General features: G+C 55.6%; 8 protein-coding genes, 1 tRNA gene and 1 pseudogene. 7 read left to right on the top strand and 3 right to left on the bottom strand.

All coding sequences use genetic code 11. The features are described 5' to 3' along the window. Positions 1 to 22 precede the first annotated feature (22 nt). The 3 genes from AC56LR_RS00440 (at position 23) to AC56LR_RS00430 (ending at position 2,127) form a co-directional block, all read left to right on the top strand. Entirely contained in the window at positions 23 to 1,024 is a 1,002-nt protein-coding gene (locus AC56LR_RS00440; protein WP_497126247.1) for a class 1 fructose-bisphosphatase, read from the top strand. 100 nt (positions 1,025 to 1,124) lie between these two features. Continuing rightward, a tRNA-Thr gene (locus AC56LR_RS00435) sits at positions 1,125 to 1,200 on the top strand. Between the two features lie 180 nt (positions 1,201 to 1,380). Further along, positions 1,381 to 2,127 (top strand): hypothetical protein, encoded by a 747-nt coding sequence (locus AC56LR_RS00430; RefSeq protein WP_497126245.1) that lies wholly within the window; start codon positions 1,381 to 1,383, stop codon positions 2,125 to 2,127. A gap of 807 nt (positions 2,128 to 2,934) precedes the next feature. Here AC56LR_RS00430 and AC56LR_RS00425 read toward each other — a convergent pair. Further along, positions 2,935 to 3,021 (bottom strand): annotated as a pseudogene (locus tag AC56LR_RS00425) (single-stranded DNA-binding protein); the annotation flags it as partial. Positions 3,022 to 3,393: 372 nt separating this feature from the next. On the opposite strand from AC56LR_RS00425, the gene AC56LR_RS00420 reads away from it, so the two are divergent. From AC56LR_RS00420 to AC56LR_RS00410, 3 genes are all read left to right on the top strand, one after another. Beyond that, on the top strand, positions 3,394 to 8,370 hold the full coding sequence (locus AC56LR_RS00420) for a DEAD/DEAH box helicase (protein WP_497126243.1): 4,977 nt from the start codon (positions 3,394 to 3,396) through the stop codon (positions 8,368 to 8,370). 86 nt (positions 8,371 to 8,456) lie between these two features. Continuing rightward, positions 8,457 to 8,885 (top strand): hypothetical protein, encoded by a 429-nt coding sequence (locus AC56LR_RS00415; RefSeq protein ID WP_497126241.1) that lies wholly within the window; start codon positions 8,457 to 8,459, stop codon positions 8,883 to 8,885. Positions 8,886 to 9,072: 187 nt separating this feature from the next. Further along, positions 9,073 to 10,107: a J domain-containing protein gene (locus AC56LR_RS00410; protein WP_497126238.1), complete on the top strand. Its 1,035-nt coding sequence runs from the start codon at positions 9,073 to 9,075 to the stop codon at positions 10,105 to 10,107. A gap of 410 nt (positions 10,108 to 10,517) precedes the next feature. On the opposite strand, the gene AC56LR_RS00405 is transcribed toward AC56LR_RS00410, so the two are convergent. Both AC56LR_RS00405 and AC56LR_RS00400 read right to left on the bottom strand, forming a co-directional pair. Beyond that, complete coding sequence (locus AC56LR_RS00405) at positions 10,518 to 11,465, bottom strand: hypothetical protein (RefSeq protein WP_497126235.1); 948 nt, start codon at positions 11,463 to 11,465, stop codon at positions 10,518 to 10,520. A 107-nt stretch (positions 11,466 to 11,572) separates the two neighbouring features. Continuing rightward, positions 11,573 to 12,169 (bottom strand): recombinase family protein, encoded by a 597-nt coding sequence (locus AC56LR_RS00400; protein ID WP_497126233.1) that lies wholly within the window; start codon positions 12,167 to 12,169, stop codon positions 11,573 to 11,575. Between the two features lie 230 nt (positions 12,170 to 12,399). Between AC56LR_RS00400 and AC56LR_RS00395 the strand changes: the two genes are divergently transcribed. Beyond that, positions 12,400 to 13,998 carry a GmrSD restriction endonuclease domain-containing protein gene (locus AC56LR_RS00395; protein WP_497126230.1) on the top strand — a complete coding sequence of 533 codons (1,599 nt, stop codon included), beginning with the start codon at positions 12,400 to 12,402 and terminating at the stop codon, positions 13,996 to 13,998. Positions 13,999 to 14,024 lie beyond the last annotated feature (26 nt).

The raw sequence follows: 14,024 nt of genomic DNA, 5'->3' as shown, positions 1-14,024 counted from the left end.
CAAACCAAACCAAAGGAAGTCCATGAAACGCGTCAGCCTCACGCAATACCTGGTCGAAGAACAACGCCAGCACCACACCATCAACGCCGAGCTGCGCCTCCTGATCGAGGTCGTCGCCCGCGCCTGCAAGCGCATCAGCTATTCGGTCAGCAAGGGCGCGCTCGGCGAAGTGCTGGGCAGCGCCGACACCGAGAACATCCAGGGCGAAGTGCAGAAGAAGCTCGACGTGATCTCGAACGAGATCCTGCTGGAAGCGAACGAGTGGGGCGGCCACCTGGCGGCCATGGCATCGGAAGAAATGGAAACCATCCGCCAGATCCCGAGCCGCTATCCGAAGGGCGAATTCCTGCTGCTGTTCGATCCGCTCGACGGCTCCTCGAACATCGACGTCAACGTCTCGATCGGCACCATCTTCTCGGTGCTCAAGGCCCCGGAAGGCATGAGCGAGCCGACCGAGCAGGACTTCCTGCAGCCGGGCGCCCAGCAAGTGGCGGCGGGTTACGCCGTGTACGGCCCGCAGACCATGCTGGTGCTCACCACCGGCAACGGCGTGCACTGCTTCACGCTGGACCGCGAAATGGGTTCCTGGGTGCTCACCGAGAGCAACATGATGATCCCGGAAACCACGAAGGAATTCGCCATCAACATGTCGAACAAGCGCCACTGGCACCCGCCGGTGCAGCGCTACGTGGACGAGATGCTGGCGGGCACCACCGGCCCGCGCGCCAAGGACTTCAACATGCGCTGGATCGCCTCGATGGTCGCCGACGTGCACCGCATCCTGAACCGCGGCGGCATCTTCATGTACCCGGCCGACATGCGCGACCCGTCCTCGCCGGGCAAGCTGCGCCTGATGTACGAAGCCAACCCGATGGCCATGATCGTCGAGCAGGCCGGCGGCGCGGCAACCGATGGCCGTGGGCGCATCATGGACATCCCCCCGACCAGGCTGCACCAGCGCGTGCCGGTGTTCCTGGGCTCGAAATCGGAAGTCGAGCTGGTCACCCGCTACCACGCTGAGTAGTGACTTTGTGGCAATTCTGGTGCGAATTGCCGAGTCGGACTAGCAAGTGTGCGGAGTTGTTTGCTAGAATACGGCTCTTCGTCGGGTTCGCCCACGTAGAGCCGCTGTAGCTCAGTCGGTAGAGCAGCGCATTCGTAATGCGAAGGTCACCAGTTCGATTCCGGTCAGCGGCACCAAGAATACTTAGTAAGATCAAAGGGTTACAGGCTTCGGCGTGTAACCCTTTTTTCTTTTTGCAGCCTCCATTCGAGTGTGTAACCGCTGTGTAACCCAGCTTCGTCTACGTTTTTGTCTATTCGCCGTGCGGCGGTCCTTGGTCTTTGCTCATGCCCTGATTGTGGCGGTACGATAGCGCCATGACTAGCTACTCTGCTTCCTCTGTCCACGTGTGCCCCGGCTGTGATGCTTTCTTTCTTCGCCGGCGGCTTCGCACCATTAACTTCTTCGGCATGCGTGACTGGTCCGATGGCGCACCAAGCATGTGGTGGCGGCAGGAGCCCTTGGTCCAGTGTGAAGCTTGCGCGGCGCTGTTCTGGCTGGACGATATCGAGCCTGTCGGAATCATGCCCGACGCGGCGAGACCCATTGGTCGGTTGACGACGGCTTGGCTGCGATGGCGCGGCGACCCTGGAGGGCAACTTCAGGCTCACGAAGAATGGACCGAGGCCATGAAGTCATGGGGACAGGCGCAGCATGTCGGCCGCGTCAATTTTGACGACGTGGTGTATGTGTTGTCGCGCTCGAAGGGCGTGGGCAGGGACCGGTTGCTCTGGCTCAGGAATCGCATCTGGTGGGGTTTGAACGACCGCTACCGCAGCCGATCCGATAGGTCCCCTGTCCCCGACGCGCCGAGCTGGCCAGCGGCCGCAGAGCGGTCCAACATGGAGGTCATCCTGGACATTCTGCGGGATGGCAAGCAGCAGCCGGGCAGCATGATCCAGCAAGGGGAGCTGCTGCGGTTGCTGGGCCGTTTCGACGAAGCGATCGCTATGCTCAAGGCTGTGCCGGCGGACGGACATAGCGAGGTCCGAGCGGTGAAGATCGAAAGACTGGCGCGAAGCGGTGACACGCAAGTGCGGGAACTAAGCACTCCGACTTGGTGAGGCTATGCTGCCGCGCTCCGCGCTACTACCGACTCAGGGCTGGACGAGTGGCTCCAAAACACTAACATCGGTAGCCACAGCTTGCGTGCCGATACAGGAATTATTCAGGCGGTCCTTTGCGGCCGGCCAGGCCTCGCGAACTCGGGTTGTCATAGTGCGGCGCGGACTTGTTGACTCGTAAACACGGGTTTCGCCCGAACGTCTGACAGGTGTGTTCACTCTGCTGTGAGTGCTACGTGTGCATATTGCGGGCGTCGTCGACGCTGCTCTTAAGTCGGTTGGGGCGGCTCCGGCGCCAGTTTTCGCCGGAGATATAGCAGTTATCGTGCCCTCCCTCTCGTTGGACGGTAGCCATCCTGGTGGAGTAGGGAGTATCAACACAGGTTTGTACCTTAGCATCTCACCGGCGAGTTCAGGGTGCCCGACCTGAACAAATAGCAGGGCGAAGCCTGGTGGGCCTATATAAGCCAAAAGTAGGGCGAGCGCAAGCAACCACGCGAAGGCGCGGCGGGTCAACGGTTTTGGGAGATTTGGGCGCCGGTGGGCGCGAGGGGAAAGGCGTGTAGCGGGGGAGTAGGTGGACTGAGAAAGACGTCGAGGACCATCGCTGTCGCTATCGCCGTCGCCATCCTCGCCGTCATCGTCCCCGGAACCGCTTGCATCGTCTACACCTGATGCGACAGTACCAGCAGAAGTGGTGGTAGACGCCATTTCCTTGGCCTTCTGTTTTGATTCTGGACCAGCGAACCCAGCTTTCTTTTTGAATGCAGCCGACACCCGGCTAACTCTGTAATCAGCATAAATTGCTGCGATGACGTCGCCCGACGGCATATAACGGATCTCTGGATCGCGGCCGAGATTGCCGACGATAATGACTTTGTTGACAGTAGCCATAATATTCCTTTCATTGGGTAGTGCTGAGCCATTCTAATGGCATTTGAGATATGACTGAAAAATCGTGGCGATGAATTTGGTGCTCCATAAGGCGCTGGGCAAAGGCGCCATACCATGCCAGCGTGGACCAGAAGCACTCCTCGACCAAGGGGGAGAGCGAGTCGCTGGCTGGCTCCCCTCCACTGCTGGTCCAAGCGACTGCTAATTGAATCGATACCCGTGACCATATTCCGTCCTCCCGGTGTCTCGGGCTGACCCCAGCTTCACTACATTTTTGGGTGAGATTTCCGCTTGGTAAGGTAAAGTATCGCCCAACTGTTGTCGATGACACCGGGCGTTGGTCGCTCGTGTATTAAAAGGAAATTATCAAGCATGTCCGCCCTGTCAAATCTTCTCGCTACCTTTCGCAACGCGGCCGTCAGCGAGCGCGAAAAAGGCACCTACTTTGAAGAACTGATCGTAGCCTACCTACGGAATGAGGCAACCTACCGTGACCTCTACAGTGATGTCTGGACCTATGCCGAGTGGGCTAAGCTGCAGGGCCTGGATGCGCGCGATGCCGGAATCGATCTCGTAGCTAAGACAGCGGGCACCAACGAATTCCATGCGATCCAATGCAAGCTGTACGCCGAGGACTACCGGCTGCAAAAGGCCGACATCGACAGCTTTTTCACTGCTTCGGGCAAAAAACCGTTCGTTCACCGCGTCATCGTCTGCACTACAAACCATTGGAGCACTCACGCTGAGGAGGCACTGCGTGACCAGCAGCCACCTGTCAGCAAGATAGACCTGAACGATTTGGAGAACAGCCAGATTGAGTGGGGCAAGTACCAGCCGAAGACCGCGCCGGTACTGAAGGTCAAGAAGGAGCTTCGGCCCCACCAGCAACAGGCGCTGGACGCCGCGCTGTCCGGGTTGCAGACCGCCGACCGGGGCAAGCTCATCATGGCCTGCGGCACGGGCAAGACGTTCACCAGCCTGAAGATCGCGGAAGCCCTGGCCGGCCCCGGCAAGCGCGTATTGTTCTTGGTGCCAAGCCTGTCCTTGCTCTCACAGACGTTGACCGAGTGGACCCAGGAGAGCGCCACGTCGCTGCACAGTTTCGCGGTCTGTTCGGACAGCGACGTTGGCAAGAAGCGCCAGAAGGAGGACGATACTGTTCAAACCTTCACCCACGAGCTGCGCTACCCGGCCACGACCCAACCAGCCCGCTTGGCTTCCGAGATGGCCAAGCGACATGACGCGTCACACATGAGTGTGGTCTTCAGTACCTACCACTCCATTGATGTCATCAGCCGTGCTCAGCACGAGCATGGCCTGGCCGACTTTGACCTCATCGTCTGCGACGAGGCGCATCGCACCACGGGCGCTACCTTCGGCGATGACGACGAGAGCAACTTCGTCAAGGTGCATGACGCAGGCTTCATACGGTCGGACAAGCGCCTGTACATGACAGCCACACCACGCATCTACGGCGACAACGCGAAAGCCAAGGCCGAGCAGAGCAGTGTAGCGTTGTGCTCGATGGACGACGAGGCCCTCTACGGCCCGGAGCTCCACGTCATCACCTTTTCCGAGGCAGTCCGGCGCGGCTTGCTGGTGGACTATAAGGTCATCGTGCTATCCGTGGAAGAGAGTCACGTCAGCCGCCGCATCCAGTCCCTGTTGAAGGACGAGAACAACCAGCTCAAGGTGGATGACGCCGCCAAGATTATCGGTTGCTGGAAGGCCTTGGCAAAACAGGGGCTCACGGAGGACCTGAGCGGCGATCACGAGGCCATGAAGCGCGCCGTGGCGTTCTGCCAGGTCATCGAGGTAAGCAAGGGCGCAAAGACCCACAAGGTCAGCTCCAAAAATATCGCCGGTATGTTCCAGGCGGTGGTCGAGGCTTACCAGGAGTCCGAGGAGGACGACGCGGCATCGACGCTGGCCTGCGAAGCCGAGCATGTGGATGGCAGCATGAACGCCAGTGAAAAGGAAACCAAGCTCGCGTGGTTGAAGGCCGAAGCCGCCCCCGACACCTGCCGAATCCTGAGCAACGTGCGCTGCTTGTCCGAAGGTGTCGACGTACCGGCCCTGGATGCAGTGCTGTTCCTGACCCCGCGCAACTCCCAAGTTGACGTGGTGCAGTCAGTCGGCCGTGTTATGCGCAATGCGCCGGGCAAGAAACGCGGTTACGTCGTCCTACCGGTGGTTGTCCCGGCCGGCGTAGAACCCCACGAGGCTCTGAACGACAACAAGACCTACGCAGTGGTGTGGCAGGTACTGCAGGCGCTACGCTCACATGATGACCGCTTCGATGCGATGGTCAACAAGCTGGACTTGGTCGGTAAGGACCCCAGCAAGATGGAGGTCGTCGCCATCACTGACAAGATTCAGCGGAAGCACGAGAAGCCCAAAGGATCAAAGAACAATGACACCGGGAAGGGCAGCTTCATCGTAGGCGAGTCGCCGGCCAAGCCCTACTACAAGCAAGAGCAGGCCTCTCTGTCATTTGAAATCGGTGAAATTGAGAAGGCCATCTACGCAAAATTGGTGCAGAAAGTGGGCAATCGCCATCACTGGGAAGACTGGGCCAACGACATTGCCAAGATCGCTCGCACCCATATCGACCGCATAACTGCCATCGTTGAAGATCCGGCCCACGAGAAGGAGCGGGCCGCCTTCAATGCCTTCGCCCATGAACTGCGTGACGACCTCAATGGCAGCATTAGTGACGGCGAAGTCATCGAGATGCTGGCCCAGCATCTCATCACCAAGCCCGTCTTCGACGCCCTCTTCGAGGACTATAGCTTTGCTCAGCACAATCCTATGTCGCTGGCTATGCAGGCTGTTCTCGACGTGCTACAAGAGCACCGGCTGGACAAGGAGGCCGACACCCTGCAGCGCTTCTACGACAGTGTGAAGATGCGCGCACAGGGCATCGACAACGCGGCTGGCAAGCAGAAGATCGTCGTCGAGCTTTACGACAAGTTCTTCCGCAACGCCTTCCCCAAGATGACCGAGCGGCTGGGCATCGTCTATACGCCGGTGGAGGTAGTGGACTTCATCATCCACAGCGTCGCGCACATCCTGGAGACCGAATTCGGCCAGACCTTGGGCAGCGAGGGCGTGCACATCATCGACCCGTTCACCGGAACCGGCACCTTCATCACCCGGTTGTTGCAGAGCGGACTGATCGCGCCCCAGCACCTACCTCACAAGTACAAGCACGAAATCCATGCCAACGAGCTGGTGCTGCTGGCGTACTACATCGCCGCCATCAACATCGAGGCGGTCTATCATGGCATCGTGGGCGGCAATTATCAGCCGTTCGAGGGTATTTGTCTGACCGACACTTTTCAGATGTATGAGAAGGACGATCTAGTCGACGCGCTGCTGGTGGACAACAGCGCACGGCGCAAGCGGCAGAAGAAGCTGGATATTCGAATCGTCATTGGCAACCCGCCTTACTCCATCGGTCAGGGCAGCCAGAACGATAACAACCAGAACGTGGCCTACCCCCACCTAGACAGTCAAATCGAAGCGACCTACGCGGCGCGGTCGGACGCAGCCCTGTCGAAAGGACTCTACGATAGCTACATCCGCGCGATCCGTTGGGCGAGCAACCGGATTGGCACTAGCGGCGTCATCGGCTTTGTGACTAATGCCAGTTTCCTAGATACGGGAACCTTCGATGGCCTTCGCCGGTGCTTGGCAGACGAGTTTAGCAGCATCTACGTCTTTCACCTGCGCGGCAATCAGCGTACGGCAGGCGAACTGTCCCGCAGAGAAGGCGGCAAGATTTTCGGCAGTGGTAGCCGCGCTCCAATCGCCATCTCGCTTCTGGTGAAGAACCCCTCTGCCGAGCTGCACGGGCAAATCCGCTTCTGCGACATTGGTGACTACCTGAGCAGGGAAGAGAAACTAGCCAAGATCGAGTCTTTGGTCAGCATTGCCGGCATCACAGCTGCGGAGGGTTGGCAGACCATTACCCCGGACGCCCATGGCGACTGGTTGAAGCAGCGAGACGACAGCTTCCTGGAGCACATCGCGCTTGGCGACAAGAAGGGCGATGGTCCGAAATTGTTCGAGAACTTCTCCTTGGGCGTCGTTACCAACCGTGATGCTTGGTGCTACAACGCCTCGAAAGCCAATGTCGCCGCCAATATGACGCGGATGATCGCCTTCTACAACGCGGAGGCCGACCGACTCAGTCACGCACACCCGAGCCTAGAGAAGAAGGAGCGGGAGGCACTGCTCGATGGCTTTATCAACACCGACGGTCAACAGATTGCCTGGACACGAGGCCTGAAACAGAACCTCGCCAAGGGTAAGCGCTTAACCTACGACGCCAACTGTCTGGTGCCGGGGCTGTACCGGCCGTTCAATAAACAGTGGCTGTACTTCAATCGGCATCTCAACGAAATGGTTCTGCAGATGCCGCGCCTTTTCCCGGATGCCCGTTCTCCCAACATCGTCATCGGTGTATCTGCCTCGGCTTCTCGCAGTGCATATTCAGTTTTCATTACCGACACTGTCGCTAGCCTGCATGCGGTAGACATGGTGGGCTCGCAATACTTCCCGCTGTACCTGTACGACGATCCAAATTCCGACGCGGCGGATGCCAGCCCTAAGCAAGGGGCCTTATTCGGGGCAGAGGGGCAGTCAGCGTTAACGTCGCCAACCAAACGTCGCGACGCCATTACCGCCGAAGGCCTGGGACACTTTCAAGCAGCCTACCCCGGCGAGAAAATCAGCCGCGAAGACATCTTCTACTACGTCTACGGCCTGCTGCACTCGCCCGACTACCGTGAACGCTTCGCCGATAACTTGGGCAAGGAACTGCCGCGTATCCCGTGCGTCAAGGAGGCAGCCGACTTCTGGTCATTCTCGCAGGCTGGCCGTAAGCTGGCCAACCTGCACCTGAACTATGAAAGCGTCGAGCCCTACCCCCTGAAGATCGACAGCTTAGGCAAGAAGCTCACCGATGCCGACTATCGTGTCGAGAAGATGCGCTACGGCAGGAAAGGAAAGGACAAGGACCTGACGACCCTGCACTACAACGACAGGATAACCTTGACCGGTATTCCACTAGAGGCCTATGAGTATGTCGTCAACGGTAAGCCGGCGCTTGACTGGGTAGTAGAGCGCCAAGGCGTAAAGACCGACAAGGACAGCGGCATCGTCAACGACGCTAACGATTGGGCCAACAAAACTGTAAACGACTCAAAGTATCCGCTCCAATTGTTCCAGCGGGTTGTCACGGTCAGCTTGGGAACGATGAAAATAGTCCGGGGACTGCCGGCACTCGTTCTGGCTGACAGCGATATTGAAGAAACATTTGAAAAGTCATCGTTAGCGGCATAGTGAATATGAGTGACGAAACTGCGCAAGGAGGACAGCGTAGCGCTCGGCCGTTTCGCCAGCAACGGAGTCGAGTATTGGAGACGGATATGAATCACGTCCGCAAGATTGCTGTCGCCGTGCGAAGTGCCCTCGAGTGGTGTCCGCTCGAAACGCTACCATGGCCGTCGTTCCCGGCTGGCGCGTGCGGGGACACGTCCTTGATTCTTGGTCAGGTGCTAGACGATCATGGAATTCACGGCTTTGACTACATCTGTGGCTACAAGTACCAAACCAATGGAACGACCTCGTCGCATGCGTGGCTGCAAAAGGATTCATGGATCGTCGACATCACGGCCGACCAGTTCCCGGAAGTGTTCGATGCCGTTATTGTCAGCGCTGACAGCGCTTGGCACGCCGGATGGCATGCTGATCGCCCGACGGCTGGCACGCTGTCCGCATATGGGGCACAACTTCCAAATCTGTGGGCGCTACTGTCGGCGCTGCGGGTGCGCATCGACGAAAGGCTGGGCGTGTAGCGGCGCAGCCATCACTGGTAGGGCAATACGAAGATGCGAACGCGATCCTGTCGAGCTTGGTTAGCCCGCCTTCGTTTGCCGCAATAATTCGTCAATAGCGCAAAAAAAATGCTTACCGTATGAAAGTATGACGTCAGGGTGCGATCGCTTGGCTGACCGAAAATAGATGAGCCTAAAAGGGTGAGAGTTGAAAAATTATTACTTTGTGCTGGGTGTAATGCCAAATGCGCCGCAAGCAGTTATCCGTGCTGCATATCGGGCACTGTGCCAGATATACCACCCTGACAAGTACGAGGGTGAAAAGCAATATGGCGAGATGCTGCTCATGGAGTTCAACGAAGCTTGGTCGATCTTGTCCGACCTCGCGCAGCGCCGTGAGTATGACAAACGCCTTGCAGAGGGAACGAATTCCTTTGATGAACTGTCTGGCGAAAAAGACTCCACTCCGTTTAAAACTGTCTTGCTCCAGGTGTTCCCAGACCTTGAAGCAGTCGCCGACTATTATCCTGACATCTGGAACATTATCGCCGCGTTGCAGATTGTCTCTAAGCAGCTGGCGGGGGGGTACGTCGCCGCTTTGCTAGAGACAAAAGCGTTTAAGGACCGCCTCGCACTAGCGGACATCCTCAAAAATCAGTTCTTCCAATCCTATTTTGGCAAAAATAGTGAGATCTTGCTTTTTGCTGAAATGCTTGTGGAGCATCGGGAGAAGGACGCCTTGAAAGAGTTGAACCGTGCTGTCAATCTATTCGGTACAGGGATTGAACCTGAAAAGGTCATCGCCCGAATCGACCAGAAATACGAGATACGGACGAAGATCGACAAGCGTAACGCTGACGAAATAAGAAAAAAGAAGGAACAAGCAGTGGCCAATCGCGCCCGTCAGTCTGAAGAAGAGGGTATCGCGAGAAGACGCGCTTTGTATGAGGATGCGACAGCGGCTCTGCAGTGTCTTGATCGGACGAGTGGAGAGGCCGTGACGCGCTCACCAGGTGAATGGATTGAACTGACAAGGCCGCTGCGTGAGCTGCTGAACATTTCGCTGCGCTTCGACAAGGCTGGCGGCGGCTTCTTTAATTCGTTCAATGATGTGGCTGTGTTCGCAAACGACGCGTCACAATGGCGTGTGCCTTACAAAAGTGGCCCACTTTACGAATGGGTTATCGGTACCTTGGTACCAATAGCAAAGCGCGTGCTGGGTTGCGATCGACCATCTACCTAGCTGTGACGAACCGCGTCCAAACGGGTCGCTGACGGTATCAGACGCTGACGCCCGGACGCCGTTCCATTTTTCGTTTTTGCTATTTAGCGTTGCCGTGAACGGTGTGAAGTTCTGTGAACGAGTGAGGTGAGTGTCGGCCATGCATGCGTTCTCGGCCAGCCGTGCTCGTCTGGTTCAGACGGCATTATCCTCGGCATTTGCGTCTTGCAAGCCAGCAGGAGCAAACCGAGTGCCGCGCGCTACTGCAGAGCAACGACAATAAACCTGCGCAAAAAAATTTAAATTTTTTATACGCGAAAATTTTTTGAGGGGCTTACCTATTCATAGTCGAAGGTCCAGGGGGGCCTTCGGCCTCCCCCCCCGGGGTGGCGGCTTCAAAGATTGCGCGCCTTCCGGTGCTCGCTTACTGATCATCGTAACGACGGCGTGGGTTTCGGCGGCGGCGGCGGTGGTAACGGGAACTGAAGTGCGTGTTGAGCGGGAACCGATTTGCTGCCCACCCATTCAGTATTATTTCTAACTGCGTCCCATATGGGAAGGAAGCGCAGGTCGTCGGGCTTACCCTGCATATTCTCCCATGATGTGACAGGTAGTAAATCTCCATGCTCGAGGTAGCCGATCAGTTCGCAGAGCCATCCGGCATACTCCCAGTCGCGTCCAACCCCAGATTCCGCAATCATCGGAAAGCGCAAAACAAATTTATCTGCGAGCTGACGGGCATTATCGCCCGATGCATCTTGCCAGCCGAAATATGCTCCTTTGCTCGACTGGTTGTGGGGCGCTGCTGAGTATATTGCCTCAGTTGCAATCGTGTGGCTTAGGAAAACGGCACCGTTCTCGGGCGAAAAATTTTCCGCAGAGTCCACAGCTAATCTCCAAGCATTGGGATGATCGTAGGGCATTATCCTAAGACGCTGGTATCCCATACGATGAAGTTCACTTACCATCCGAATAACACGCTGGCTCTGCCGAACCCAAGCAAGTCTGGATCTCGTCCCGGGCAGATCCGAGGTGGGCGGCTTCGCATACTGGTTCTTATCGTGCGCTTCGAGCCCGATCCACTTCAACGCGCTATGGTCATGCCCCTGAGGGCTTGACCACCCTTCGGTACCATAATCAAACACGTCCCCGTCGCTTCCTGTCGCAACAATTCGTGGTTCACGACAGACCGAGAGGGTTAGCTTGGATTGCATCAAGAAGAAACCTGCCGGCGTCAAAAGTTGCGTAGATAAGACGCCCAAGGTTTCCGCCTCCATCTCCAGGCGTCTTGGCCAATATCCGAACTTGGTCCGAAATCCATTCAGTGCCTCAATTACCCGCTGGAAGATACCGCCGGTATCGTTAATCGTTTTATTCATGTCACTCCACCTTTCGGCCATCATGCCTAGTTCTCACAGACCAAGAATTTTTCTATCCGAGGTAATTCTTGTCTAACTTATGACTTCCGTAATCGACACTATCAATTTTAGTCGACCAACGTAGGAGAGGTTGTGTACGCGATCGGCTTCACAATAGCAAGCACCGTAGCACGCGAGACGCCGTAGAGCTTCGCCAGCGCGCTCACGCTCTGCTTGTTCGCATAGCCCTGCGTCATCGCCCTGCGCTGCTCGGGCGTGGTTTTAGTGGGTCTGCCGAGCGTTTTTCCTTCAGCCTTTGCACGCGCCAATCCTGCCTGAGTGCGCTCAACAATCAGATCCCGTTCCATTTCCGCTACGGCGGCCAACATGGTCAACATGAGCTTGCCAGCGGAAGAGGTCAGGTCGAGCTTCCCGAGCTGGAGCACGACGACCTCAACGCCGAGCGCGGCCAGCGTTTTAATTGTTGTGAGGACGTCTGGGGCATCGCGGCCAAGACGGTCTAACTTGGACACCACGACCGTGTCCTTCTTTCTTAATTTCGCCTTCATGCTGCTGAATTGTGCCCGCTGCGATGCGTGCGCTTTACCGCTAACTACGTCAGCGAACCAGTACTCAACTGCATAGCCTGCACGTTCAATCTCAAGCCGTTGGTTGTCCGCCGTCTGCTCTGCTGTTGACACTCGCCCATACCCAAAAACTGCCATCGCCGTCCCCAAGAGTGTTGAAAAACCTGATCAATATATATCAACATGTTGATATATGCGAAGGCTATTTTTCCAACGGTTTTTGAAAGCGGACGATGAGGTGTTAAAAAACGGTCATTTTCTAACATCCACTTTAACCAGTTGAATGAAAATTTACTGAGTCAGCTTGTGCTGCAGCAAAAGCAACATGTTACATTAACATAATTACTATTAAGCAAAAAAGGAAGCAAATGGCTACGACCGTCAACTTGGATGCTCTCATCCCGCGCGAAGATTTTCTTGCCTCGGATGGAGTCGACGCTGGAGCCAGCGGCAAAACCCAAGCAAGCCGGACAGACCTGACTAAGGGAGAGAGTTTTTTCCTTACCTTGCGCAAACCTGACTTTCAGCGAGAGACAGCAGCATGGACACCTGAAGCTGTGCGCGACTTTATAAAAGCGTTTATCGAGGGTGATTTAATCCCTTCTGTGATTTGCTGGCAGTCACCCGCGCGGTTGAGCTTCGTGATCGACGGCGCGCATCGATTGAGTGCCATTATTGCATGGCTACTAGATGATTATGGCGACGGAGAAGAGTCGATCAAGTTCTACAACAACAACATTCCAGAAGAGCAGAGACGAGTCGCGCAAAAAACAAAATTGATGATCGATAGCACGATCGGGTCATATAAAGACTATAAAGCAGAAACACAAAACCCAGGATCAAATCCAAAATTAACCGCTAATGCCCGAGCATTAGCTCACAGCAATGTGCCACTGCTGTGGGTTAAAGGCCAGGACTCGAAGAAAGCAGAGCGCGCATTTTTGACAATCAATCAGTCTGCTGTACAAATCGATCCAACCGAATTACGACTGCTCAACGCCCGATTCAAGCCAAACGCGATTGCATCCCGTGCTATTGTGAGAAATGCAACGGGACATAAATATTGGGAGAAATTTTCTCGAGCAGCGCAAGAGACAATCGAAACGCTCGGAAAGGAAATTTACCGTGCGCTGTATAGCCCAGAGCTTAACCCGCCAATACGCACAATGGATTTGCCTATCGCAGGGCATGGATATGGCTCTCAGACCCTACCGCTAATTTTTGATTTTGTTAATATTTCAAACAAAATCCCGGTTATAGATGCCTCGAAAGCCAAGAAAGAGCTTCGCCTTATTGAGCAGGACGCACCAGATGAAGGCGATACGGTTGCGATGATGAAGAAAACTGACAAGCTCGCTAAGCGCATTACCGGGACTTCTCCCTCATCGCTAGGACTGCACCCGGCGGTATATTTTTACTCGGCGAGTGGCCGCCATCAACCTACGGCGGTATTAGCAATGGCCGCTTTGCTTGTTGACATCGAAGCTGAAGATGGATTCGCCTCGTTCACTGCAGTTAGGTCACGATTTGAAGAATTCCTGCTGAATCATAAGATGTTTATAAATCAGATAACGCTGCGATACGGGAGCATGGCAAAAGGATTCCGGCAGCTTAAAGAATATTACGCATTTATTTTGGAACAGCTCAAGAGCGATAAGTCTGAAGGCGAAATTGAAGGCATTCTTAAACTTCATGAGCGTTATCAAATTTTAGTAAAAGAAAATGCGATTCTCACAAAAAAACCAAAAGCGTTCTCGCAAGCGACTAAGCAATTAATGTTCTTGAATGAAGCTCTTGATAAGTCGTTCTTTTGCGGAATCTGCAACGCAAGGATCGATACAAAATCTATGCACCTAGATCATCAGGAAGACAAAAAATATGGCGGGTTAGGAACTTCCGATAACGCGCGATGGCTCCATCCGTATTGCGATAGTACGTATAAAGATCATTTAAGGAAGAGCGTATAAAAAAACACGCTTGCAGTTCCGAATGG

It is taken from the genome of Telluria sp. ZT3P39, from assembly GCF_059685935.1.
This window is presented reverse-complemented; position numbering and strand designations above follow the sequence as displayed.